We start from the raw sequence: 22,952 nt of genomic DNA, 5'->3' as shown, positions 1-22,952 counted from the left end.
CGGATCGCAAGGTCATGAGAACCAGCGTCAAGCCCCGGCTCGGCTGGTCGGCAACCCTCCTCCGCGGCGGGGTGCTCCGGGTGACGACCTGGCCGTATGCGGCGTTCCCGTGCGGCAAGCGTGGATCCACAGGAGGTTCGACATGAGTTATGCCGGTGACATCACCCCCAAGCAGGCGTGGGAGCTGCTGCGCGACAATCCGTCCGCGGTGCTGGTCGACGTGCGCACCGAGGCGGAGTGGCGCTGGGTCGGGGTCCCGGACACCGCCGAGGTGGAGCGGCCGACGGCGCTGATCGAGTGGGTGGACGGCACCGGCACACCGAACCCGGCCTTCCTGGAGCAGCTGAACCAGGCGCTGGCCGGGCGTGATCCGGAGGCGCCCGTCGTGTTCCTGTGCCGCTCCGGCCAGCGCTCGGCGAACGCCGCCGCCCTGGCGACCGGCGCCGGAATCGCCCCCTCCTACAACGTGATCGACGGCTTCGAGGGCCCGCTGGACGGCGCAGGCCGCCGCGGCACCGCGGGCTGGCGCGCCGACGGCCTGCCCTGGCGGCAGTCGTGATCACCGGCGGCTCCTTCGAGCGGCCGCTGCCGGAGAATGTCGGCCCGGCCACGCTCGGCGTGCGCGGCGGGCTGCGCCGCTCGGGGTTCGAGGAGACCTCCGAGGCGCTCTACCTCACCTCCGGCTTCGTCTACGAGAGCGCCGAGGCGGCCGAGGCCGCCTTCACCGGCGATGTCGAGCACTTCGTCTACTCCCGCTACGGCAACCCGACGGTCGCCGTCTTCGAGGAGCGGATGCGGCTGATCGACGGCGCGGAGGCGTGTTTCGCCACCGCGAGCGGCATGGCGGCGGTCTTCACCGCGCTCGGCGCGCTGCTGAAGGCGGGCGACCGGCTGGTCGCCGCGCGCAGCCTCTTCGGCTCCTGCTTCGTGGTGGCCAACGAGATCCTGCCGCGCTGGGGCGTGCAGACCGTCTTCGTCGACGGCGAGGACCTGGACCAGTGGGAGCAGGCGCTCTCGGTGCCGACCCAGGCGGTCTTCTTCGAGACCCCGGCCAACCCCATGCAGAACCTGGTCGACGTGCGGCGGGTGAGCGAGCTCGCGCACGCGGCGGGCGCGAAGGTGGTGCTGGACAATGTCTTCGCCACCCCGCTGCTGCAGCGCAGCCTCGAGCTCGGCGCCGACGTGGTGGTCTACTCCGGCACCAAGCACATCGACGGCCAGGGCCGGGTGCTCGGCGGCGCCATCCTCGGCGACCGGGAGTACATCGACGGCCCGGTGAAGACGCTCATGCGGCACACCGGCCCCGCGCTCAGCCCGTTCAATGCCTGGACCCTGCTCAAGGGGCTGGAGACCATGCCGCTGCGGGTGAAGCACTCCACCGAGTCGGCGCTCAAGGTCGCCCGCTTCCTGGAGGGCCACCCGGCGGTCGGCTGGGTGCGCTACCCGTTCCTGGAGACGCACCCGCAGCACGAGCTCGCCACCGCGCAGATGAGCGGCGGCGGCACCGTGGTCACCTTCGAGCTCGCCGCCGGCGACGGCGAGGGCAAGAAGCGCGCCTTCGAGGTGCTGAACCGGCTGCGGGTGGTCGACATCTCGAACAACCTCGGCGACGCCAAGACGCTGATCACACACCCGGCCACCACCACGCACCGGGCGATGGGCGCGGAGGGGCGGGCCGGGATCGGGCTCACCGACGGCGTCGTCCGCATCTCGGTCGGCCTGGAGGACGTCGAGGACCTGATCGCGGACCTGGACCACGCGCTGGGCTGAGCTATTGACAGCATACTGTCAAGTTTGACAGGATGCTGTCATGACTTCGGAACCTCGCATCGTGTACACGGCGGTCTACGACACCCTGGCCGACTGGGAGGTCGGGGCCGCCATCGCCTACCTCAACAACCCCGAGCTGCAGCGCGAGCCGGGCTCGCTCGCGGTGCGCACGGTCGGCCGCGGTACCGAGCCGGTGACCACCGGCGGCGGCATGCGCGTCCTGCCCGACGTCGATCTGGCCGAGGTCGATCTCGACCGGGCGGCGGCGCTCATCCTGCCGGGGGCGAACCTCTGGGATCAGGGCGACGAGCTGGCGGGCTTCGCCGAACTCGCCCGCGACTTCCTCGACGCCGGGCGCCCGGTCGCGGCCATCTGCGGCGCCACCTTCGGGCTCGCCAGGGCCGGGCTGCTCGACACCAGGGCGCACACCAGCAACGACCCCGGCTACCTCGCGTCCAGCGGCTACGCGGGCAGCGCGCACTATCGGAACGAGCCCGCGGTCACCGACGGCAACGTGATCACCGCGACCTCGCTCGCGCCGTTCCACTTCGCGCACCAGATCTTCGCGGCGCTCGACGTCTACGAGCCGCAGGTGCTCGACGCCTGGTTCCGGCTCTTCGCCGAGCGCGACCCGAGCGCCTACGCCGTGCTCGCGGAGCACGGGGCGTGACCGAGCAGGAGCTGTTCAGCACCGCGGCCGTCACCTCGTTCGCGTTGAACGGCCGCTTTTTGGCGGTCGCCGAGAAGCTCGCCGCCCCGGCCGGGCTCACCGCCGCCTGGTGGCAGGTGCTCGGCGCGGTGCTGCCCGAGCCGCTCCCGGTGGCGGGCATCGCGCGCGCGATGGGGATCACCAGGCAGAGCGTGCAGCGCATCGCCGACCTGCTGGTCGGCAAGGGGCTCGCCGAGTACCGGGAGAATCCGGCGCACCGGCGCGCCAAGCTGGTCGCCGTCACCGACGAGGGGCTGGCGGCGGTGCGCCGGATCAGCCCGCAGCACGCGCGGGTGGCGCACCGGCTCGCCGCCGAGCTCGGCGCCGAGCGGTTCGCCGAGATCGTCGCCGCGCTCACCGAACTCGCGGCGACGATGGATCGGCTCGAGCTGGATGCCTAGCCCAGCTTGCGCAGCCGCGGCCCCAGGTCCCGCTGGAAGAGGTCGAGGAAGCGGCGCTGGTCGTGGCCGGGGGCGTGGAAGACCAGGTGGTTCAGCCCGGCGTCGAGGTACGGCTTGACCTGCTCGACGGCCTGGTCCGGATCGCTGGCGACGATCCAGCGCTTGGCGATCTGCTCGATCGGCAGCGCGTCGGCGGCGGCCTCCATCTCGATCGGGTCGGTGATGGAGTGCTTCTGCTCGGGGGTGAGCGAGAGCGGGGCCCAGAAGCGGGTGTTCTCCAGGGCCAGTTCGGGGTCGGTGTCGTAGGAGATCTTGATCTCGATCATCTTGTCGATGGGGTCGAGGTCGCGTTCGGCCTTGGCCGCGCCTTCGGCGACGGCGGGCAGCAGCTTGTCGGTGTAGAGCTCCATGCCCTTGCCGGAGGTGCAGATGAAGCCGTCGCCCGCGCGGCCGGCGTAGCGGGCCACGACCGGGCCGCCCGCGGCGATGTAGACCGGGATGCCGCCCTCGGGGACGTCATAGATCGAGGCGCCGACGGTGTGGTAGAACTCGCCGTCGTAATCGACCCGGTCACCGGTCCACAGCTCGCGCATGAGCGCCACCGATTCGCGCAGGCGGGCGAAGCGCTCCTTGAAGTCGGGCCACTCGCCCTTGTAGCCGGTGGCGATCTCGTTCAGCGCCTCGCCGGTGCCGACGCCGAGGAACACCCGGCCGGGGTAGAGCACGCCCATCGTGGCGAACGCCTGGGCGATCACCGCGGGGTTGTAGCGGAAGGTCGGGGTGAGTACCGAGGTGCCGAGCTCGATCCGCTTGGTGCGTTCGCCGACCGCGGCCATCCAGGCCAGGGAGAAGGGGGCGTGGCCGCCCTTGTGCCGCCAGGGCTGGAAGTGATCGCTGACGGTCGCGCTGTCGAGGCCGTGCTCCTCGGCGAGGACGGCGATCTCCACCAGTTCCCGCGGTCCGAACTGCTCGGCCGAGGCCTTGTACCCGAGCTTGAGGTCTGCCATGTGCGCCGCTCCTGTCGCCACGTTGCCGCGGGCACTTCGTGCCGGGCGCCCGCCTTCATCGACCATAGAGGAGCGGTGCTACTCGGCCCCCGGCGCGGGGTCGCGCAGCAGCGGGTGCGGGGTGTAGGTGGCGGGGACGGTCGTGATCGGCTCGTCCGGCTCGACGTCGGCGCGGCGGCGGGCGACGGCGCGCACGTAGCCGAGGTGGCGGCCGCGGTCGGCCTCCAGCGCCGCGATCTCGGGGGCGTTGTCCGGGGCGACGGCGCGCTGCCAGTCCAGCCAGCGCTGCCAGCCGTCCGGCATGGTGTCGGCGAGCTCGACCTCGAGCAGGCCGCTGCGCTCCCAGTGCGCCTGCCACCACTGCGCCGTGTGCAGGCAGGCCAGCCCCGGCTCCCACCAGGCAGCGAGGTGTGCCGGGACCGGCCACCCGGGGTCGGCGGCGAGCCCCGCGCCGGCGATGCCGAGCTGGCCGCCGGGGCGCAGGAAGCGGGTCAGGTACTGGGCGTAGAGGTCGTCGGTGCCGTAGTAGACGAAGGAGTCGATGCTGAGCACGGCATCGAAGAAGCCGGGGGCGAACGGGAGCGCGCGGGCGTCGGCGTGCAGGGCGTAGACCGCGTCGGCGACGCCCGCGTCGCGGAAGCGCTGCGCCCGCTCGGCGGCGTCGAACCAGAGATCGACCGCCCACACCTCGACGCCGAACTCGGTGTGCAGGAACACCGAGGAGGCGCCGCGGCCGCAGCCGAGGTCGAGCACCCGCATGCCCGGCCGCAGCTCGACCGCCTCGGTGAGCCACTCGGTGAGCCACAGCGGATTGGCGCCGCCGCTCACGGCGGCCCGGAGCCAGTCCGGGTGGTAGCGCGCCGAGCGCGGGAAGCTGGGGTGCGTCGGGTCGGTCATCGCCGGGGGCTCCTTGTCGTCGGCCGCCACCGCGGCGGTCACATCCTGACGCAGCGCGCCGCGGTCGGCCAGCCGATTTCCGGGAAATCGGGGGCGCCGCAGCGTTGACATCGGGGCCGCCGGGGGCGATCAACCTCCGCGACCCCTTCGATCAGCGAGGATCCCCGAATGACCACTTCCATCGACGCCCGCGCGCTCGCCCTGCGCAGCATCGAGATCATGGCGACCGGCACCGAGGCCGACTTCCCCGCCGTCGTGCACCCCGAGGCCACCAACCGCGAGGCCGTCGACGAGCCGCCCGCCTGCCGCGTGCCCGGCCCCTCCGGCTTCTACGCGACCGCGCTCTGGCTCCGCGCCGCCTACTCCGACCTGCGCTGGGAGGTGCACGAGGTGGTGGTCGAAGGCGACCTCGTCGTCCTGCGCACCACCATGTCCGGCCGGCACACCGGCCCGTTCGTCACCTACGACGCCGAGGGCAAGGTCGAGCAGGCGTTCCCGCCCACCCGGCAGACCTTCGCCACCACCCAGACGCACTGGTTCCGGATCGCGGACGGGCTGGTGATCGAGCACTGGGCCAACCGGGACGACCTCGGCACCGCCAAGCAGCTCGGCTGGGTGCCGCCGACCCCGGCCTATCTGTTCCGGATGGCACGCGCCACCAGGGCGGCGCGCCGCGCGGGGGGGAAGAACGCGCGATAATTGCTCCGTGATGGCCAACGACGAACCGATCCTGTCCTACCTGACCGACATGGACGGTGTCCTGGTGCACGAGGACCACCTCATCCCGGGGGCGGACGTGTTCCTGCGCGAGCTGCGGGACAACGAGATCCCGTTCCTCGTGCTCACCAACAACTCGATCCGCACGCCGCGCGACCTGCAGGCGCGGCTGCGGCACTCGGGGCTCGACATTCCGCAGGAGGCGATCTGGACCTCGGCGCTGGCCACCGCGACCTTCCTTGACGACCAGCGGCCGAACGGCACCGCGTACGTGGTCGGCGAGTCCGGGCTGACGACGGCGCTGCACGAGATCGGCTACGTGCTCACCGACAGCGACCCGGACTACGTGGTGCTCGGCGAGACCCGCACCTACTCCTTCGAGGCGATCACCACCGCGATCCGCCTGGTCGAGCGGGGTGCGCGCTTCATCGCGACGAACCCGGACGCCACCGGCCCCTCGCGCGACGGCGTGCTCCCCGCGACGGGGTCGGTGGCCGCGCTGATCACCAGGGCCACCGGCCGCGACCCGTACTACGTCGGCAAGCCGAACCCGCTCATGATGCGCTCGGCGCTGCGCAGGCTCGGCGCGCACTCGCAGTCGACGGTGATGATCGGCGACCGGATGGACACCGACGTCATCTCCGGGCTGGAGGCGGGCATGCGCACCATCCTGGTGACCTCGGGGATCTCCACCCGGGCTTCGGTGGAGGCGTACCCGTACCGGCCGACCGCGGTGATCGATTCGGTGGCCGATCTGGTGCACCGGACCCGCACTCCGTTCGACGAATAGGGTCGTTCGCGGTGTGGTTGCCGACAGTTCATGCCGGGGCCGCTCGCGCCGGGCGATCCGTCCGGTTCCTTCACTAAGCTCGTCGCCATGGCCGATCACGCTCCGTCCACCGTCTACATCGCCTCCCCGGAGGGCGACACCGGGAAATCGACGGTGGCGCTCGGGGTGCTGCAGATGCTGTGCGCCACCGCGGCCAGGGTCGGCGTCTTCCGGCCGATCACCCGCTCCACCACCGAGCCGGACTACATCCTGGAGCTGCTGCTCGAGCACAGCACCGCCGACATCGACTACGCGCAGGCGGTCGGCGTCACCTACGACCAGGTGCACGCCGACCCGGACTCCGCGATCAGCGAGATCGTCATGCGGTTCCACGAGGTGGCCGCGGCCTGCGACGCGGTGGTGGTGGTCGGCAGCGACTACACCGACGTCGCCAGCCCGAGCGAGCTGCGCTTCAACGCCAGGATCGCGGTGAATCTCGGCGCCCCGGTGCTGCTCGTCGTGCGCGGCGCTGAGCGCACCCCGGACGAGGTGCGGCAGCTGGTCGAGCTGTGCACCAGCGAGCTGCACGCCGAGCACGCGGAGTCGGTCGCGATCGTGGCGAACCGCTGCGACCCGGAGGCACTCGGTGAGATCCGCGCCGAGCTGGCCGGTTTCGACGTCCCGTGCTGGACGCTGCCCGAGGTGCCGCTGCTGATCGCGCCGACCATGGCCGAGCTGTGCACAGCCGTCGACGGCGAGCTGTGGAGCGGCGATCCCGAGCTGCTGCATCGGGAGGCGCTCGCGGTGATGGTCGGCGGCATGACCGCCGAGCACATCCTGGAGCGGCTCACCGAGGGCGTGGTGGTGATCGCCCCCGGCGACCGCTCGGACGTGCTGCTCGGCGTGGTCGCCGCGCACGAGGCCGACGGCTTCCCGTCGCTGGCCGGGATCATCATGAACGGCGGGATGCTGCCGCACCCGGCGATCTCCCGGCTGATCACCGGGCTGCGGCCCCGGCTGCCCATCCTGACCACGAAGCTCGGCACCTACGACGCCGCGGGCGCCGCGCACGGCACGCGGGGCCGGATGTCGTCGGGCAACTCGCGCAAGGTCGACAACGCGCTCGCGCTGATGGAGGAGCACGTCGACGCGGCCGCGCTGCTGGCCCGGATCGACCTGCCGCGCACCGAGATCGTGACGCCGCAGATGTTCGAGTACCAGCTCATCGAGCGGGCGCGGGCCGACCGCAAGCGCATCGTGCTGCCCGAGGGCAGCGACGACCGCATTCTGCGCGCGGCCGGGCGGGTGTTGCAGCGCCGGATCGCAGACCTGGTGATCCTCGGCGACGAGCAGAAGATCCGGGCCCGCGCCGCCGAGCTCGGCGTCGACATCGCCGCCGCCGAGGTGCTCGACCCGCTCGGCTCCGAGCACCTGGAGCGTTTCGCCGAGATCTACACCGAGCTGCGCAAGCACAAGGGGATGACGCTGGAGCGGGCCCGCGAAACCGTCACCGACATCTCCTATTTCGGCACCCTGATGGTGTACGAGGGGATCGCCGACGGGATGGTCTCCGGCGCCGCGCACACCACCGCGCACACCATCCGGCCCGCGCTGGAGATCGTGAAGACGGTGCCGGGCGTGGCGACGGTCTCCAGCGTCTTCCTCATGTGCCTGGCCGACCGGGTGCTCGCCTACGGCGACTGCGCGGTAGTGCCCGACCCGACCTCCGAGCAGCTCGCCGACATCGCCGTCTCCTCCGCGGCCACCGCGCAGCGCTTCGGCATCGAGCCCCGGGTGGCGATGCTCTCCTACTCCACCGGCGAATCCGGCAGCGGCGCCGACGTGGACAAGGTGCGGATCGGCACCGACCTGGTGCGGCAGCGCGCCCCGGAGCTCCCGGTCGAGGGGCCGATCCAGTACGACGCGGCGATCGAGCCGACGGTGGCCGACGCCAAGCTGCCGGATTCCCAGGTGGCGGGAAAGGCGACGGTTTTCGTGTTCCCGGACCTGAATACGGGCAACAACACCTACAAGGCGGTGCAGCGCAGTGCGGGCGCGGTCGCCATCGGCCCGGTGCTGCAGGGGCTGAACAAGCCGGTGAACGACCTGTCGCGGGGTGCGCTGGTGGCCGACATCGTGAACACGGTGGCGATCACCGCCATCCAGGCGCAGGGATAGGTGGGAGAGCGATGTCGACGGTTCTGGTCCTCAACTCGGGGTCATCCTCGCTGAAATACCAGCTGCTGCACCCGGATTCCGGGGAAGTGCTTGCCTCCGGGCTGGTCGAGCGGATCGGCGAGGGGGACGGCAGGGTCGAGCACCGCGCCGGGGATCGGGAGGTGCGGCGCGAGCTCGCGATTCCCGATCACGAGGCCGGGCTGAAGGTGGCCTTCGACCTGTTCGCGGAGACCGGGTACGACCTGGCGGGGGCCGGGCTCACCGCGGTCGGGCACCGGGTCGTGCACGGCGGCGAGGTGTTCTACCGGCCGACGCTGGTGGACGACGAGGTATTGGCCACCATCGCCGAACTCGCCGAGCTGGCGCCGCTGCACAATCCGGCCAACCGCACCGGGATCGAGAGCGCGCGCAGGCTTTTGCCCGAGGTGCCGCAGGTCGCTGTCTTCGACACCGCCTTCTTCCACGGGCTTCCGCCCGCGGCCCGCACCTACGCGTTGGACACCGCCACCGCGGAGCGGTACGGGATCCGGCGCTACGGGTTTCACGGGACGTCGCACGAGTACGTCTCCGGGCAGGTGGCGCTGCTGCTCGGGCGGGAGCAGGCGGAGCTGAACCAGATCGTCTTCCACCTGGGAAACGGAGCGTCGGCCTCGGCCATCCGAGGGGGAAGGGCGGTGGACACCAGCATGGGGCTGACGCCGCTGGAGGGGCTGGTCATGGGCACCCGCGGCGGCGACATCGACCCGGGGGTGCTCACCCACCTGCTGCGCAACGGGGTCGCGGTGGACGAGGTGGATCGGCTGCTCAATCGGGAGTCCGGGTTGAAGGGGCTCGCCGGGGTGAACGACTTCCGGGAGCTGCGGAAACTCGTCGAGGCGGAGGATGCCGGGGCGCGGCTGGCCTACGAGGTGTACGTGCACCGGCTGCGGCGGTATCTCGGGGCGTACCTGGTGGAGCTCGGTGCGGTGCAGGCCATCACCTTCACCGCCGGGGTCGGGGAGAACGATTCCGGGGTGCGGGCCGATGCGCTGGCCGGGCTGGAGCGGTACGGGATCGCGGTCGATCCGGAGCGCAATATCGCGAAGGAGCGCGGGGCGCGGGTGATCTCGCCGGACGGGGCCGAGGTGGCGGTGCTCGTGGTGCCGACGAACGAGGAGCTGGCCATCGCGCGGGCGGCCGTCGCGGTGGTGGATGGGTAGCGGTCAGAACCAGGTCTTGGCGCGGACGGTGTTCGCGAGGTCGACCAGGGCGTAGCGGTGGGCGCGGGTGGGGGCGGCGCGGGCCAGGGAGCGCAGCCCGGTCTCGGTGCCGTCGCGGAGGGCGCGCTCGGTGAAGGGGGCGCCGAAGAGGGTGCGGTGCTCCGGCTCGTTCCCGGCCTGCAGCCAGGTGAGGGCGGCGCCGAGGACGAGGACCCGGAGCTGGGTGGCGCGGGGTTCGCCCTCCGGGAGCGACCGCACCCGGTCGGCGGCGCGCTGCAGGGTGTCCTCGTCCAGGTCGGCGGGCGGGTGCGCGGTGAGCAGCAGGACCACCGCGGTGGTGCGCGCGGTGGCGTAGTGCCGGGAGGTGGGCGGAACCTCGTCGAGGGCGCGCACCGCCTCCGCGGTCCGGCCGCGGGCCGACCACTGCCGTGCCAGGCCGAAGGCGGCGCTGACCACGGCGCGGTCCGTGCGCCAGACGGTTTCGTAGTAGCGGCGGGCGCGGGTCGCGTAGTCGCCGGGGTCGGCGCCCGGCCGGTCATCGAGCGCCGGGACCTCGGTGTTCGCCGCGGGCGGTTGTCCCGCGGGCGGCGTCGGCTCGGCGGTCGGGCCGACCGGCAGGGGCACAGGGGCCGCGGTGGGCGGTTCGGCGGCCTTGCCCGCGGGCGCCCGGCCCGTGGTCCCGCCGCGCCGCGTATCGCGGGCCTGGAGCTCGGCGGTGGCGGCGAGGGCGAGTTTGGGGGCGATCTCGCCGGGGAGCAGGCCGAGCACGCGGTCGAAATCGCGGTAGGCGGCGGTGTGCTCGGCGTCGAGGAGCTGGGCGACGCCGTGGAACCACGGGATTCGCCAGTCGTCCTCGCCGTCGAGGTGGGCGAGCAGCTCGCGCGCCCGCGCGGCCTCCCCGCGGTCGAGCCAGACCTTGACCTCGGCGAGCGTGAGCTCCAGGTCCAGCGTCTCCGGGGCGTTCGCCGGGTCGGTGGCGGCGCGTTCGCGGGCGTCGTGCAGGGCGCGGACGGTCTGCTCCGGGTCCGGGTGCACGGTGGCGGCGAGCAGCGGGGCTGAGGGGTCGGCGGGGTCGAGCAGCGGGACCGGGAGCGCGGCCGCGATCTCGGCGGCCGCCAGCGTCTCGTTCCTGGCGATGCCGTCCAGGTAGGCGTCGGTGCGGCGGACGATGCCCTCGGTGCCGAAGGCCGCGCGCGGCGGGCTGAACACGGTGGAGAGCTGGGGATGCTCGGCGCCGGTGTCCAGCGCGAGGATCTCCCGCAGCACGCCGGTGAGCTGTGCCGCCATCGTCCGCGCGGAGGGGAAGCGGTGCTCCGGCTCCGGGGCGGTGGCGCAGCGCAGGAGGCGGTGGAACGACGGGTAGCGGCGCAGCACCTCGTGCTCGGCCGGGTCCGGGATGCCGTCGAGGTAGCGGCCGCCGTCGGTGGGCAGCCGGAGGGTGAGCACGGCCAGGGTGCGGCCGACGGTGTAGACGTCGGAGGCGGCGGTCGGGCCGGTGTTCGCGATCTCCGGCGCCTGGAATCCCTTGGTGCCGTACAGGTTCCCGTACGCCTCGATGGGGGCGACGGCGCCGAGGTCGATCAGCTTGACCTGGTCCTCGGTGATCATGATGTTGTCCGGCTTGAGGTCGTTGTAGGTGAGCCCGGTGGAGTGCAGGTGCTCCAGCGCGGGCATGATCTCCAGCACGTAGGCGATCGCCTCGGCGACCGGCATGCGCTCCGGGCGCGGGCCGTCGTCGAGCACCTCGCGCAGCGAGTGGCCGCCGACGTACTCCATGACGATGTAGCCGATGCTCTCGCCGTCGGCCGCGGTGTGCTCGACGAAGTTGTGGATCTTGACGATGCTCGGGTGCGCCACCTCGGCCAGGAACCGGCGCTCGGCCATGGCGACCGCCTGCGCCTCGGCGTCGCCCGCGTGCAGCAGCCCCTTGAGCACCACCCAGCGGTCGTCGACGTTGCGGTCGACCGCGAGGTAGATCCAGCCGAGGCCGCCGTGCGCGAGGCAGCCCTGGATCTCGTACTGACCGCCGACAACGTCGCCGCGGTGCAGGGCGGGGCGGAAGTCGTAGTGGGCCCCGCACTTCGGGCAGGTGCCCGCGGTGCTGCCCGGCGTGCCGCCGTCGGCGCGGCCGACCGGGGCGCCGCAGCGCCAGCAGAAGCGTTTGGCCTCGGCGACGACGGGGTCGTCGAGCACCGCCGCGAGCGGGTCGGCCGGGAGCACCGGCGGGATGGTGACCAGCCCCGCGCCGAGTTTGCGCACGGTCGGGCGGGTGCGGGTGGTCCTGGTGCTGCGCCCGGAGTTGGTGCGGCCGGTCGGGGCGAGCGCCCCGGTCGCCTGGCCGTCGGCGCGCTGCGTGCCGGGCTCGTGCTCGTCGTCGGGAGCGGGGACCCGGCTGGTCTCCGGCGCGGAACCCGCATCCGCCGCACCGGCGAACGGCACCCGCTGCGTCTCGGGGCACGCGGCGTCCGGCGGCGGCACAGCGGCTTCGGGCACAGCGCTCAGTCCTGGTAGGTCGGAGCGGGCGGGGCGGGGGAGGGGCCGAGGACGGCCAGCCAGCGGCGGTGGATCGCGGTCCAGGTGCCGTCGGCGCGGATCCGCTCCAGCGTGGCGTTGACCGCGCGCACCAGGTCGTCGTCGCCCTTGGGGATGCCGATCCCGTACGGCTCGTCGGCGATGCCGGGCCCGACCACCCGGGTGTACGGGTCCTGCGCGGCCAGCCCGGCCAGGATGGTGTCGTCGGTGCTGGCCGCGTCCACCTGCCGCTGCTGCAGCACCACAAGGCAGTCGGCCCAGGTGGGGACGGTGAGCACGGTGGCGGCCGGCTGCTGTAGCCGGATCCGGTCCAGCGAGGTGGTGCCGCGCACCACGCAGACCCGGCGCCCGGCCAGGTCGCCGATCCCGTTGATCCCGGAGTTCTCCAGCGCCAGCACCCGCTGCTGCGCCCGCAGGTACACGCTGGAGAAGGTGACGGTGCGGCGCCGCTCGCAGGTGACGGTCATGGTCTTGGCGACCATGTCGACGGTGCGGTCGACCAGCGCGCGCTCCCGATCGGCCGAGCCGAGGCTGCGGAACTCGACCGCGTTCGGGTCGCCGAGCAGGTCCCGCGCGACCTCCCGCGCGATATCGGCGTCGAAGCCGACGATGCTGCCGGAGACCGGATCACGGAAGCTCAGCAGGTTGCTGCCCGCGTCCAGCCCGACGATCAGCCGCCCGCGCCTGCGGATGGCATCCACCGCGGGGCCGGTGAGCGCGCCGGTCGGGCGCAGGCTCGCGGTCGGGTCGCCGCAGTCCTCGGGGGCGGCGGTCGGCAGCGGAGCGCCCGGCGTGATCGGCACCGCCTGGGCGGGCAGCGGCGGTGCGGTGTACGCGGCGGTGCGGGTGATCACCCCCGGTGCCGTCGGCTCCGCACAGCCGGCGACGGCGGTCAGCGCGAGGAGCAGCAGCAGCGGAATCGTCGCTCTCATCGGTACTCCCGCAGCCGCGGCCACAATCCGAGGACGGTGCAGACCGCCGCCATGATGCCGATGATGTACGCCCCCGGCGCGAGCAGGTCCAGCACCCGCAGCGCCGTCGCGACCTCGCCGCGCAGCCGGTCCCTGGTCTCGGTGACGGCGTGCTCCAGCGCGGTGTCAAGCGCCTCCACCTGGGCCGCCGAGTCCGCCGCGGCGGGTCCGGTCGCCACGACGGCGGCGCCGACCCAGTCGCCGCGGTTCAGCGTGTCGTTCATCCGCTGGTGCGCGGCCCGCCAGCGCTCCAGCGCGGCGCGGGCGGCGGCGATGTCGTCGGCGGCGGGGGCGGGGGGCGGGTAGCCGTCGAGCAGCTCGCCGAGCCGGGTGACCGCGGCCGCGTACGTGCGGTCGTAGTCGCCGGTGGCGTCGCGGCGAACCAGCTTCACCGTCTCGGCGGCGCGCGCCTGCTGCACCAGGATCCGGCTCTCGGTGAGCCGGGAGCCGGGCACCGCGCCCTGGTCGCGGCCGTGCACCATGGCCACCGCGGAGATCGAGCCGGCCAGCACGGTCCAGGCGAAGAGCGCGAGCAGCAGCACGCTGGCCGTGAGCAGCCCCGGGTTCAGCGTGCGGTGCCAGCGGTGCGCGAGCTCGCGCTGCGCCCAGAGCAGCGCCAGCAGCGCGACGGTGAGCAGCAGGATCGCCTTCCACGGCGGGCGCACGTGGTCGCGCTGGGCCTGCACGACCGCGGCCGAGCGGTGCTCGTGCAGGTCGCCCGCCATCGGCAGCAGCACGGTCTGCATCTGGTTGGATGCCTCGCTGAGGTACGCGGCGCCGACCGGGTAGCCGCTGCGGTTCGCGGTGCGCGCGGTCTCCACCAGCCCGGTGTAGACCGGGAGCCCGGTGGCGATCCCGGTGCGCAGCGTGGTGTCCGGGCCGTCCGCGGGCTCGCCGCTGTGCCCGGAGCGGGCGACCAGCTCGGCGGCGGCCTCGCCGACCGCCTGGCTGTACCGGTCGCGCACCGGCTGCGGCTCGATGCCGCCCGCGATGAAGGCGGTTCCGGCGGCGGCGTCGGCCACCGAGAGCGCGGTGTAGAGGCTGTGCGCGGAGTACGCGTCGGGTTCGGAGTCGGCGAGCAGCGTGCGCAGCGCGTCCTGCCTGCCGCCGACCTCGTCGGAGGTCGTGAGCCCCGCGGTGAGGCAGATCAGCACGACCAGCATGCCCATCGCGAGCAGCTTGCCTGGGGAGGAGGCCGCGAAGATCCGCACGTCGGTATCGACCGGCGTCATCTTCACCTCCAGTTTCGCGGTGCGCACCTGCCCGCCTTCGGAGTTTATTGTGGTCGTACGGAAGTCGCGGTGTGTGAATCGCCCCCGGCGGGAGCACCGCGGCCGGACGAGAGCGGGTTGTGCGGATGCGTGGTGACGGGGACGGTTGGTCGCTCGGCCCGGACGGCTCGAAGCACTGGGGCCGCTTCGGGGCGGCCGGGCTGCTGCTGCGGGCGCCGCTGGCCGGTGGCGGTTCGGCGGTGCTGCTGCAGCACCGGGCGCTCTGGAGCCACCAGGGCGGCACCTGGGCGCTGCCCGGCGGAGCCAGGGACAGCCACGAGACGAATGTGCACGCGGCGGTGCGCGAGGCGTGGGAGGAGGCGGGCATCCGCGCCGATGACGTCCGGGTCCGCGCCGAGCGGGTGACCGCGGCGGCGGCCAGCGGCTGGACCTACACCACCGTCGTCGCGGACGCGCCGTCCCCGCTGGTCACCGTCGGCAACAGGGAGAGCACCGAGCTGGCCTGGGTGCCGGAGGACGAGGTCGCCGACCACCCGCTGCACCCCGGCTTCGCCCTGTCCTGGCCCGGGCTGCGGGCCGCCCCCGCGCGGATCGACCCGGCCGGGCTCGCCGCCGACGACCGGCTCGCGAAGGCGCTGCCGCGCACCCTCGACCTGGCCGATCGCGGCTTCGTCTGGCTGCACGCCGAGCCCGCCGGCCCCGGCGAGTTCGCCGAGATCGTCGACCTGGCCGCGGCGCGCGAATCCGCCGGAGCCGCGCCGCCGCCGGACACCGCTGTTCTCTCGTTCACCCGCTGCCAGGTGCTCTCCTGATCGCACGGCTCAGACATCCGCCAGCAGCGCGGATTTGAGCGCACGGGCGGCGGACTCCGGGTCGTCGGCCGCGGTGATCGCACGCACCACGACCACCCGCGATGCCCCCGCGGCGAGCACCTCGGGCAGCCGCTCCGCGTCGATCCCGCCGATCGCGAACCAGGGCCGCACCGGCGCGGCGGCAGCGGTCTCGCGCACCAGCTCGAGCCCGGCGGCCTCCCTGCCCGGCTTGGTCGGGGTTGCCCACAGCGGGCCGGTGCAGAAGTAGTCGATGTGCTCGTCCAGCGCGGCCAGCCGTGCCTGGTCGCGGTCGTGGGTGGAGCGGCCGAGCACCACGTCCGGGCCGAGGATCTTGCGCGCGTACCAGGGCGGCAGGTCGTCCTGGCCCAGGTGCAGCACGTCGGCGCCCGCGGCCAGCGCGATGTCGGCGCGGTCGTTCACCGCGAGCAGCGCGCCGTGCCTGCGCGCGGCGGCCTTCAGCTCGGCCAGCGCGCCGAGCTCCTGCTTGGCCTCCAGCGGACCGAACCGCGCCTCGCCCGGCGAGCCCTTGTCCCGCAGCTGGATGATGTCGACCCCGCCCGCCAGCGCGGCCTCGGCGAAGCTCGCCAGGTCGCCGCGCTCGCGGCGGGCGTCGGTGCAGAGGTAGAGCCGGGCGGTGCGGAGCCGGTCCCGCGGCGGAACGGGCCGGGCTGGGGTGATCGGCGGAACCGGGTGGCCGGGTTGCATGGAGAGGACGGTAGTCACCCCGATCCCGCCCGTCGACCGGTACCGGGCACCCGGCAGCGGGGGGCGCTCCCCGCGCTACCGTGGATACGGACAAGGAGGCAGGTGGAGCGGATGCGGACTCTGGCCGTCGTCGGTGGCGGCGCCATCGGGCTCGCCGTGGCATGGCGGGCCGCCGAGGCCGGGTGGTCTGTCACCATCTCCGACCCGGAGATCGCCGCGGGGGCATCCTGGGTGGCCGGCGGCATGCTCGCCCCGCTCTCCGAGGGCTGGCCGGGCGAGGAGCTGGTGCTCGGCTTCGGCGCCGCCGCGCTCGCCCGCTGGCCCGGCTTCGCCGAGCGGCTCACCGCGCGCACCGGCATCCCGCTCTTCGTCGCCGACCAGACGCTGACCGTCGCGCTGGACCAGGCCGACGCCGCCGACCTGCGCACGATCGCCGACTTCGTCGCCGGGTACGGCCACGACCTCCGGCTGCTCGACCGCGCCGGGGTGCGCGAGCGGGAGTCCGGGCTGGCCCGCACGGTGCGCGCCGGGCTGCTCGCCGACGAGCCCGCCATCGACAACCGGGCGCTGATCACCGCGCTGCGCGCCGCCGCCGAGATGGCCGGGGTCCGGGTCGACGCCGACCGGGTGGACGACCTCGCCGCGCTCGACGCCGACCGGGTGGTGCTCGCCGCGGGCGCCGCCTCCGCCCGGCTCTGGCCCGGGCTGCCGGTGCGGCCGGTCAAGGGCGAGATCCTGCGGCTGCGGCACCGGCCGGGCGCCGCGCCCGCGCCCGGCCGGGTGATCCGGGCCAGGGTGCACGGACGCGCGCTCTACCTGGTGCCGCGCGGCGACGGGATCGTGGTCGGCGCCACCCAGTACGAGGCTGGCTTCGACACCGCGGTCACCGTCGGCGGGGTGCGCGATCTGATCGCCGACGCCGAGGCGGTGTTCCCGGCCATCGCCGAGTACGAGTTCGCCGAGGCGAGCGCCGGTTCCCGCCCGGGCAGCCCGGACAACCTGCCGCTCATCGGCGCGCTCGACGACCGGGTGATCGCCGCCACCGGGCACGGCCGCAACGGCATGCTCGCCGTTCCGCTCACCGCGGAGGCCGTACTCGCGCTGCTCGACGGTGATTCGCTGCCCGCGGCCGAGGTGGCCGACCCGGGGCGGTTCCTGGCCCGGGCGGCGACCGGCGCTGCGGCGGCCGCTGATCGGCCCGGCGACGGGCCCCGCACAGACACAGGAGGAATCGGATGACGACATCCATCCCGATCGGGGTGACCGTGAACGGCGCCGATCACGAGTTCGCCGAGCCGCTCTCGGTGCGCGAGCTGCTCGACCGGCTGGAGCTGCCGACGAAGGGGATCGCGCTCGCCGTCGACGGCGCGGTGTTCGCCAAGTCGCGCTGGGACGAGCCGGTCGGCCGCGGCTGGACCATCGAGGTTCTGACGGCGGTCCAGGGTGGCTGAACTCGCCACACCCGAGGCCACCGCGGTCCAGGCCGCCGAGTTCGAGCCGCTGCGCATCGCAGGCCGGGAGTTCGGCTCCCGGCTGGTGATGGGCACCGGCGGCGCCGAGAACCTGACCGTGCTGGAGGAGGCGCTGCTCGCCTCGGGCACCGAACTCACCACGGTCGCCATGCGCCGGATCGACGCCGCGGGCGGCACCGGCGTGCTCGACCTGCTGAAGCGGCTCGGCATCGCGCCGCTGCCGAACACCGCGGGCTGCCGCACCGCCGCCGAGGCGGTGCTCACCGCGCAGCTCGCCGCCGAGGCGCTGGAGACCGACTGGGTGAAGCTGGAGGTGGTCGCCGACGAGCGCACCCTGCTCCCGGACCCGGTCGAGCTGCTCAGCGCCGCCGAGCAGCTGGTCGACGCCGGCTTCACCGTGCTGCCCTACACCAACGACGACCCGATCCTGGCGCGCAGGCTCGAGGAGGCGGGCTGCGCCGCGGTGATGCCGCTCGGCTCGCCGATCGGCACCGGCCTCGGCATCGGCAACCCGCACAATATCGAGATGATCGTGGCCGGAGCCGAGGTCCCGGTCATCCTGGACGCCGGTATCGGCACCGCGAGCGACGCCGCGCTCGCCATGGAGCTCGGCTGCTCAGCCGTGCTGCTCGCCACCGCCGTCACCAGGGCCCGCAAACCGGCGCTGATGGCCGCCGCCATGGCCGACGCGGTGCGCGCCGGGCACGCCGCCCGGCTGGCCGGGCGGATCCCCAAGCGCTTCTGGGCGCAGGCCTCCTCCCCGGAGCTGTAGTCCGGGCGGGTCCTCCGCGAGGATGACGCGCGCCGCGACTTGCTGCCGACGCGCGGAGCACCCCCGGTGCGGAATGCTTGGCGGCATGATCGAACTGAAGGGTCTGACCAAGCGGTACGGCCAGACGGTCGCGGTACGGGATCTGACGTTCACCGTCCGGCCCGGGCAGGTGACCGGGTTCCTCGGGCCGAACGGTGCGGGTAAATCCACCACCATGCGGATGATCCTCGGACTGGACACCCCCACCTCCGGGACCGCGCTGGTGAAAGGGGTGCCGTACCGGCAGCTGAAGAACCCGCTGCGCACCGTCGGCGCGCTGCTCGACGCCAAGTGGGTGCACCCGAACCGCTCCGCCCGCTCGCACCTGCACTGGATGGCCGCCTCCAACGGCATCGGCAAGGACCGGGTGGAGGAGGTGCTGCGGCTGGTCGGCCTCTCCGAGGTGGCGAACAAGGCGGCGGGCGGCTTCTCGCTCGGCATGTCGCAGCGGCTCGGCCTGGCGGGTGCGCTGCTCGGCGACCCCGAGGTGCTGCTCTTCGACGAGCCGGTGAACGGCCTCGACCCCGAGGGCATCCTCTGGATCCGCCGCTTCATGCAGCGGCTGGCAGGCGAGGGCCGGACCGTGCTGGTCTCCAGCCACCTGCTCTCCGAGATGGCGCAGACCGCCGACCACCTGGTCGTGATCGGCCGCGGCGAGCTGATCTCCTACTCCAGCACGCAGGAGTTCATCGAGCGGGCCTCGGAGGCGACCGTCCGGGTGCGCAGCCCGCAGCTGGACCAGCTGCGCAGCCTGCTCACCTCGGCGGGGATGACCGTGCGCGAGGACGGCGCGGGCCAGGACGGCCCCGCGCTCGTGGTCGCCGGGGTCACCAGCGATGCCGTCGGCACGCTGGCCGGGCAGAACGCCATCACCCTCCTGGAGCTGGCGCCGCAGCGCGCCTCGCTGGAGGACGCCTTCATGCGGATGACCGGTGGCGCGGTCGAATACCACGGCAGCGGAGTCGACCAGGTGATGGGAGGTGCGCTCTGATGGGCGTGCTGGCAGCGGAACGGATCAAACTCACCTCGACCAGGTCGCCCTGGTGGTGCTCCGCGGTGATCGTGGCGCTCGGCCTCGGCCTCGCCGCGCTCTTCGCGCTCGTGGTGCGGACCTCGGCCGATGACCCGGAGGTCGGCATGCCCGCGCTCGACATCAGCACCGCGACCTCGGGCGTCACCGGCTTCGGGATCATGGTGCTGATGATCCTGGCGGCGCTCACCGTCACCAGCGAGTACCGCTTCGGCGTCATGCGGACCACCTTCCAGGCGGTGCCGAACCGGTACACCGTGCTGCTCACCAAGGCCGGGCTGGTCGGGCTGTACGGGGCGGCGCTGAGCACCCTGGTCGCGCTCGGCGCGGTCGCGGTGGCCAAGGTGGTCGGCGGTGCCGAGGCCACGGTCGCGCTGACCTTCGACGGCCAATGGCGGGCTATCTACGGAATCCCGATCTACGCCTTCCTCGCGGTGGTGCTCGCGGTCGGTGTCGGCGTGCTGGTTCGGCAGTCGGCCGCGGCGATCTCGCTGATCGTGCTCTGGTCGCTGCTGCTGGAGCCGCTGCTGAGTGCGTTCGGCAACTTCGGGCGTAATGTGGGACCCTTCCTGCCCTTCCAGAACATCAACCGGTTCCTGACCGTCACCGAGGTCGGCGGCAATTGGCACTGGGGCGTGTGGGGCAGCCTGCTCTACTTCATCGCGTTCGTCGCGGTGGTCTACGTCGCCGCCCTGGTGTACGCGGACCGCAGGGACGCCTGAACCGCGCATAATCGGTTACTCCCCGAATGGGAGCAACCTCCGAGCCACCCGAGCCCACGTCCCTCGCCGCTCGGGTGCGGCCGTGATCTCCCCGAGGTCGCGGCCCCGCATCGGCCACCACTGCCCGGTGGTCGTCGCCGCCGGCCCGGTGTGGCACCAGCCACACCGGGCCCGGTGCGTTCATCGCCGTTTTCCGCCGTCGCGCTGCCGTTTCCCGGATACCTGTGACCTTCGGCCCCGCTCTCCGCCGATGCCCTGCGATACCCTCGCACCGTGAGACCGACATCCGGCGGTGCCGATCCCGAGCCGGAGCCGGAGGCGGTTACCGACGCCTCCGCGTTCGGCCGCCGCGCGCGGCTGGCCGAGCTGATGCACTCCGCGAACCGGCGCCAGGAGATCATCGGCGCGCTGCGCCGGGCCAGGCACCGGCTGCCCGGCGATCCGGCGTTCGGGGATCCGCTCTCGGTCACCGGCCCCGGTGGCCCGCGCGCCGTCGCCCGCGCCGCCGACCGGCTCGTCGGCGACACCCCGAGCGCGGCCCGCGAGGTCGGCTTCGGCGCGCTGCAGGTGTGGCAGGCCATGCTGGAGCGGGTCGGCCGCGGCCGCGGCAGCGAAGAGGTCACGGTGCTCTTCACCGACCTGGTCGCCTTCTCCCGCTGGTCGCTCACCGCCGGTGACCAGGCCACGCTCGACCTGCTGCGCCGGGTCGCGCTGGCCATCGAGCCGCCGGTGGTGGAGCGCGGCGGCACCGTGGTGAAGCGGATGGGCGACGGGCTCATGGCCGTCTTCGACTCCCCCGACCACGCGCTCGCCGCCGCCGTCGCCATGAAGCGCGCGCTCGGCGCGGTCGACTTCGGCGACTACCGCCCGCGCATGCGGATGGGGCTGCACACCGGCTCGCCGCGCGAGATCGGCGGTGACTGGCTCGGCGTCGACGTCACCATCGCGGCCAGGGTGATGGAGGCGGGCGGCAACGGGAACACCATGCTCTCCGAGGCCACCCTGCGCGCGCTGCGACCGGAGACGCTGGAGTTGCTCGGCGGGCGGGTCAAGCCGTATCGCCGCGGCCTCTTCGCGGCGCCGCTCAGCGGGGTGCCGGAGGATCTGCGGCTCTTCGTGCTGAGCGTCGGTGAACCGGGTGCGCGGCCGGGCGCCGCGCCGAAGGTGTCGAAGGAGCGCAAGGGCGCGGAGCCGCGGCCGGGTAGGGGGCAGGACGCGCCGGAAGCGGGCAAGGCCGTCACCGGGAGCGAGGCGCGGGCGACGAACGGCAGGCGGTCGCGGAACGCCGCGGCGGGGGACGACCGCGCGACCCCGCCCGACGGCGCTGCCGCGCAGCGTGATCCCGCCGCGGCGGCGACCCCGCGGCGGCCGAGATCCGGCCGCAAGCGGGACCCCGCCGGGGACTAGGAGCCGACCGTCGTCTGCTGGTCCGCGGGCGGTGTGTACACCGCCGGGTCGAGCCGCAGCGTCTGGAAGGTGTTGTCCGAGCAAGTCACCCAGAGCTGGTCGCCGCGCCAGGTGGGCGGCGAGAAGCACAGGTCGGCGGATTGATCCCCGATGAGCTTGTCGCCGCGCACCCCGCCGAGCGCTTGCGCGGGATCGAAGACCCCGGCGGCCAGCGCCTGGGTGAGCGCGCCCGCGTTCAGCAGCGGAACCCCCGCGATCGAGAAGAGCGACTGCGGCGAGTTCGCCCCGGCCGGCTGCCCGATGCGCGCGGGCGGGTTGTAGTAGGCGATCTCCCGGACCGCGCCCGGGTCGCGGACGTCGAACACCCGGATCCCGGAGGCGAGCCACCCGCAGGCCAGCGCGGTCGGGTCGCGCGGCCGGTCGGCGGTGCAGTAGTGCGCGTCGTAGGCGAACAGCGAACCGCCGAAGCTGGAGCCGAGCGCGGTGTCCTGGTTGGACTGCAGGTTGATCTCGAGCTTGATCGAGTTGAGCTGCCGGGGCTGCGCCGGATCGGCGACGTCGAAGATCTTGACCCCGCCGGACCCGGCCTCGTCCACCACGAACAGGTGCGGTACCCCGCCGTAGGTGACCGGGACGGCGTGCTGGCTGGCGAACCCGTCGGTCCAGCTGGTGGCCGAGAGCGTCGGCACCCGCGGGTCGGGGTCGCGGCGCTGCACCGCGGAGGTGTCGAGCACGGTGAGCCCGCCGAAGTTGTTGGCGAGGTAGAGCCGGTCGCCGTCCGGGCTGAAGCCGATGCCGTGCACGGAGAGCCCCGGCATCCCCTGCCAGACGATCCGCGGCTGCGCCGGGTCGGTGAGGTCGACGGCGCTGAGCAGGCCGGGCGCGGTCCCCGACGACCAGTAGGTGCGGCCGTCGGGGGAGAAGCCGCCCTCGTGCGCGATGATCGGCAGCGGCTGGTCGACGGCGGTGCCCGGCCCCGGGTTGAGCAGCCGGGGGTGCGCGCAGTCGGTGAGGTCGTAGACCGAGAGCAGCCCGGCCCCGGTGAGCAGCGGGACCCCGGCACCGACCAGGAGCTTGCGCCCCTCGTGCACCTTGAGCGACTCCCAGGTGCCCGCCAGCATGGCCGGTTCGGTCAGGGTGGTGGTCGGCACCGGGTTCGCCGGATCGGAGACGTCGAGCACCTGCACGCCCGGGCTCGGTCCGGTGAGGCTGCCGGGGAAGAAGCTGCCGACGTAGACGCAGTGCTCGAAGGCGGCCGAGACGATGCCGCCGCCCGGCCCGTCGAAGCCGCCGATCCGGCTGATGTTGCACCGGTACCCGGCTGCGCTGCGCCCGCTCGCGCGATCCGCGGCGGGCACCTCGCCCTGCAGCCCGGTCTCCGGCGCCGAGCCGGGGCCGCAGGCCGCCGGGGCGGCCGCGACATCCGCGACCGTCGCGATGTGCCTGACCCCGGAGGGCGGCGGCTGCGCCGCCACCACCCCGACCGGCAGCAGGATCGCCCCCGCCAGCACCGCCGCGACCCTGCGACTTCGGCTCGTTCTCATGTTGCGCCCTCGATCCGAGACTCTGATTCTCGGAATGTTAGAACGA

21 protein-coding genes, 1 pseudogene and 1 riboswitch are annotated in these 22,952 nt (G+C 73.5%); of the genes and pseudogenes, 15 read left to right on the top strand and 7 right to left on the bottom strand.

All coding sequences use genetic code 11. The features are described from left to right. Positions 1–10: 10 nt before the first annotated feature. A riboswitch (SAM riboswitch) is annotated at positions 11–127 on the top strand. Positions 128–142: 15 nt separating this feature from the next. Genes LTT61_RS16765 through LTT61_RS16750 form a run of 4 tightly spaced genes read left to right on the top strand, consistent with a single transcriptional unit; the run spans position 143 to position 2,880 of the window. Further along, the gene (locus LTT61_RS16765; protein WP_233014791.1) at positions 143–559 is read left to right on the top strand and encodes a rhodanese-like domain-containing protein; all 417 of its coding nucleotides are present in this window, start codon (positions 143–145) and stop codon (positions 557–559) included. Further along, the gene (locus LTT61_RS16760) at positions 556–1,770 is read left to right on the top strand and encodes an O-succinylhomoserine sulfhydrylase (RefSeq protein WP_233014789.1); all 1,215 of its coding nucleotides are present in this window, start codon (positions 556–558) and stop codon (positions 1,768–1,770) included. The genes LTT61_RS16765 and LTT61_RS16760 overlap by 4 nt, the downstream gene beginning before the upstream one ends. A gap of 40 nt (positions 1,771–1,810) precedes the next feature. Continuing rightward, positions 1,811–2,440: a DJ-1/PfpI family protein gene (locus LTT61_RS16755; RefSeq protein ID WP_233014787.1), complete on the top strand. Its 630-nt coding sequence runs from the start codon at positions 1,811–1,813 to the stop codon at positions 2,438–2,440. Continuing rightward, positions 2,437–2,880, top strand: a complete 444-nt coding sequence (locus LTT61_RS16750; RefSeq protein WP_233014785.1) for a MarR family winged helix-turn-helix transcriptional regulator — start codon at positions 2,437–2,439, stop codon at positions 2,878–2,880. The genes LTT61_RS16755 and LTT61_RS16750 overlap by 4 nt, the downstream gene beginning before the upstream one ends. Here the strand turns inward: LTT61_RS16750 and fgd are convergent. Further along, complete coding sequence (fgd, locus tag LTT61_RS16745) at positions 2,877–3,887, bottom strand: glucose-6-phosphate dehydrogenase (coenzyme-F420) (RefSeq protein ID WP_233014783.1); 1,011 nt, start codon at positions 3,885–3,887, stop codon at positions 2,877–2,879. The genes LTT61_RS16750 and fgd overlap by 4 nt on opposite strands. Positions 3,888–3,965: 78 nt before the next feature. Next, positions 3,966–4,895, bottom strand: coding sequence for an SAM-dependent methyltransferase (locus LTT61_RS16740; RefSeq protein WP_233014781.1), 930 nt, complete (start codon positions 4,893–4,895; stop codon positions 3,966–3,968). A 57-nt stretch (positions 4,896–4,952) separates the two neighbouring features. Between LTT61_RS16740 and LTT61_RS16735 the strand changes: the two genes are divergently transcribed. From LTT61_RS16735 to LTT61_RS16720, 4 genes are all read left to right on the top strand, one after another. Then, the gene (locus LTT61_RS16735; protein ID WP_233014779.1) at positions 4,953–5,483 is read left to right on the top strand and encodes an ester cyclase; all 531 of its coding nucleotides are present in this window, start codon (positions 4,953–4,955) and stop codon (positions 5,481–5,483) included. 10 nt (positions 5,484–5,493) lie between these two features. Continuing rightward, entirely contained in the window at positions 5,494–6,291 is a 798-nt protein-coding gene (locus tag LTT61_RS16730) for an HAD-IIA family hydrolase (RefSeq protein WP_233014778.1), read from the top strand. Positions 6,292–6,378: 87 nt separating this feature from the next. Continuing rightward, positions 6,379–8,448 (top strand): phosphate acetyltransferase, encoded by a 2,070-nt coding sequence (gene pta / locus LTT61_RS16725; protein ID WP_233014776.1) that lies wholly within the window; start codon positions 6,379–6,381, stop codon positions 8,446–8,448. A gap of 11 nt (positions 8,449–8,459) precedes the next feature. Then, the gene (locus LTT61_RS16720) at positions 8,460–9,647 is read left to right on the top strand and encodes an acetate kinase (protein ID WP_233014774.1); all 1,188 of its coding nucleotides are present in this window, start codon (positions 8,460–8,462) and stop codon (positions 9,645–9,647) included. A gap of 3 nt (positions 9,648–9,650) precedes the next feature. On the opposite strand, the gene LTT61_RS16715 is transcribed toward LTT61_RS16720, so the two are convergent. The 3 genes from LTT61_RS16715 to LTT61_RS16705 are packed head-to-tail and all read right to left on the bottom strand — an operon-like array spanning position 9,651 to position 14,409. After that, complete coding sequence (locus LTT61_RS16715; RefSeq protein ID WP_420094817.1) at positions 9,651–12,149, bottom strand: tetratricopeptide repeat protein; 2,499 nt, start codon at positions 12,147–12,149, stop codon at positions 9,651–9,653. Continuing rightward, positions 12,146–13,111 (bottom strand): glutamate ABC transporter substrate-binding protein, encoded by a 966-nt coding sequence (locus LTT61_RS16710; RefSeq protein WP_233014763.1) that lies wholly within the window; start codon positions 13,109–13,111, stop codon positions 12,146–12,148. The genes LTT61_RS16715 and LTT61_RS16710 overlap by 4 nt, the downstream gene beginning before the upstream one ends. Further along, positions 13,108–14,409: a hypothetical protein gene (locus tag LTT61_RS16705; protein WP_233014761.1), complete on the bottom strand. Its 1,302-nt coding sequence runs from the start codon at positions 14,407–14,409 to the stop codon at positions 13,108–13,110. The genes LTT61_RS16710 and LTT61_RS16705 overlap by 4 nt, the downstream gene beginning before the upstream one ends. Before the next feature lie 98 nt (positions 14,410–14,507). Here LTT61_RS16705 and LTT61_RS16700 point away from each other — a divergent pair, with 98 nt between their 5' ends. Further along, positions 14,508–15,194, top strand: coding sequence for an NUDIX hydrolase (locus tag LTT61_RS16700; protein WP_233014759.1), 687 nt, complete (start codon positions 14,508–14,510; stop codon positions 15,192–15,194). A 9-nt stretch (positions 15,195–15,203) separates the two neighbouring features. Here the strand turns inward: LTT61_RS16700 and thiE are convergent, their stop codons facing one another. Next, entirely contained in the window at positions 15,204–15,920 is a 717-nt protein-coding gene (gene thiE, locus LTT61_RS16695; RefSeq protein WP_233014741.1) for a thiamine phosphate synthase, read from the bottom strand. Between the two features lie 111 nt (positions 15,921–16,031). On the opposite strand from thiE, the gene thiO reads away from it, so the two are divergent. From thiO to LTT61_RS16665, 6 genes and pseudogenes are all read left to right on the top strand, one after another. Next, positions 16,032–17,159, top strand: coding sequence for a glycine oxidase ThiO (thiO, locus tag LTT61_RS16690; protein ID WP_233014739.1), 1,128 nt, complete (start codon positions 16,032–16,034; stop codon positions 17,157–17,159). Then, positions 17,156–17,371 (top strand): sulfur carrier protein ThiS, encoded by a 216-nt coding sequence (gene thiS / locus LTT61_RS16685; protein ID WP_233014737.1) that lies wholly within the window; start codon positions 17,156–17,158, stop codon positions 17,369–17,371. Before thiO ends, thiS begins: the two co-directional genes overlap by 4 nt. 88 nt (positions 17,372–17,459) lie before the next feature. Then, on the top strand, positions 17,460–18,164 hold the full coding sequence (locus tag LTT61_RS16680) for a thiazole synthase (protein ID WP_233021045.1): 705 nt from the start codon (positions 17,460–17,462) through the stop codon (positions 18,162–18,164). Positions 18,165–18,249: 85 nt separating this feature from the next. Then, positions 18,250–19,194: an ABC transporter ATP-binding protein gene (locus LTT61_RS16675; RefSeq protein WP_233014727.1), complete on the top strand. Its 945-nt coding sequence runs from the start codon at positions 18,250–18,252 to the stop codon at positions 19,192–19,194. Beyond that, positions 19,194–19,955 carry an ABC transporter permease gene (locus tag LTT61_RS16670; RefSeq protein WP_233014725.1) on the top strand — a complete coding sequence of 254 codons (762 nt, stop codon included), beginning with the start codon at positions 19,194–19,196 and terminating at the stop codon, positions 19,953–19,955. Before LTT61_RS16675 ends, LTT61_RS16670 begins: the two co-directional genes overlap by 1 nt. A 369-nt stretch (positions 19,956–20,324) precedes the next feature. Further along, positions 20,325–21,080, top strand: a pseudogene (locus tag LTT61_RS16665) (adenylate/guanylate cyclase domain-containing protein); the annotation flags it as partial. Positions 21,081–21,358: 278 nt separating this feature from the next. On the opposite strand, the gene LTT61_RS16660 reads toward LTT61_RS16665, so the two are convergent. Then, positions 21,359–22,906, bottom strand: a complete 1,548-nt coding sequence (locus LTT61_RS16660) for an LVIVD repeat-containing protein (protein ID WP_233014716.1) — start codon at positions 22,904–22,906, stop codon at positions 21,359–21,361. Positions 22,907–22,952: the final 46 nt, after the last annotated feature.

The organism is Nocardia asteroides (assembly GCF_021183625.1).
GTDB lineage: Bacteria > Actinomycetota > Actinomycetes > Mycobacteriales > Mycobacteriaceae > Nocardia > Nocardia asteroides_A.
The sequence above is the reverse complement of the archived record's forward strand: the minus strand, read 5'-3'. Positions and strand labels throughout refer to the sequence as shown.

Bases quoted from the DNA above. Each gene is read 5' to 3' on its own strand.
- LTT61_RS16710 (WP_233014763.1), bottom strand. From the start codon at position 13,111: ATGAGAGCGACGATTCCGCTGCTGCTGCTCCTCGCGCTGACCGCCGTC.
- LTT61_RS16670 (WP_233014725.1), top strand. From the start codon at position 19,194: ATGGGCGTGCTGGCAGCGGAACGGATCAAACTCACCTCGACCAGGTCG.
- fgd (WP_233014783.1), bottom strand. From the start codon at position 3,887: ATGGCAGACCTCAAGCTCGGGTACAAGGCCTCGGCCGAGCAGTTCGGA.
- thiS (WP_233014737.1), top strand. From the start codon at position 17,156: ATGACGACATCCATCCCGATCGGGGTGACCGTGAACGGCGCCGATCAC.
- thiO (WP_233014739.1), top strand. From the start codon at position 16,032: ATGCGGACTCTGGCCGTCGTCGGTGGCGGCGCCATCGGGCTCGCCGTG.
- pta (WP_233014776.1), top strand. From the start codon at position 6,379: ATGGCCGATCACGCTCCGTCCACCGTCTACATCGCCTCCCCGGAGGGC.
- LTT61_RS16675 (WP_233014727.1), top strand. From the start codon at position 18,250: ATGATCGAACTGAAGGGTCTGACCAAGCGGTACGGCCAGACGGTCGCG.
- LTT61_RS16740 (WP_233014781.1), bottom strand. From the start codon at position 4,895: ATGTCAACGCTGCGGCGCCCCCGATTTCCCGGAAATCGGCTGGCCGAC.
- LTT61_RS16720 (WP_233014774.1), top strand. From the start codon at position 8,460: ATGTCGACGGTTCTGGTCCTCAACTCGGGGTCATCCTCGCTGAAATAC.
- LTT61_RS16730 (WP_233014778.1), top strand. From the start codon at position 5,494: ATGGCCAACGACGAACCGATCCTGTCCTACCTGACCGACATGGACGGT.
- LTT61_RS16765 (WP_233014791.1), top strand. From the start codon at position 143: ATGAGTTATGCCGGTGACATCACCCCCAAGCAGGCGTGGGAGCTGCTG.
- LTT61_RS16700 (WP_233014759.1), top strand. From the start codon at position 14,508: ATGCGTGGTGACGGGGACGGTTGGTCGCTCGGCCCGGACGGCTCGAAG.
- thiE (WP_233014741.1), bottom strand. From the start codon at position 15,920: ATGCAACCCGGCCACCCGGTTCCGCCGATCACCCCAGCCCGGCCCGTT.
- LTT61_RS16660 (WP_233014716.1), bottom strand. From the start codon at position 22,906: ATGAGAACGAGCCGAAGTCGCAGGGTCGCGGCGGTGCTGGCGGGGGCG.
- LTT61_RS16755 (WP_233014787.1), top strand. From the start codon at position 1,811: ATGACTTCGGAACCTCGCATCGTGTACACGGCGGTCTACGACACCCTG.
- LTT61_RS16735 (WP_233014779.1), top strand. From the start codon at position 4,953: ATGACCACTTCCATCGACGCCCGCGCGCTCGCCCTGCGCAGCATCGAG.
- LTT61_RS16680 (WP_233021045.1), top strand. From the start codon at position 17,460: ATGGGCACCGGCGGCGCCGAGAACCTGACCGTGCTGGAGGAGGCGCTG.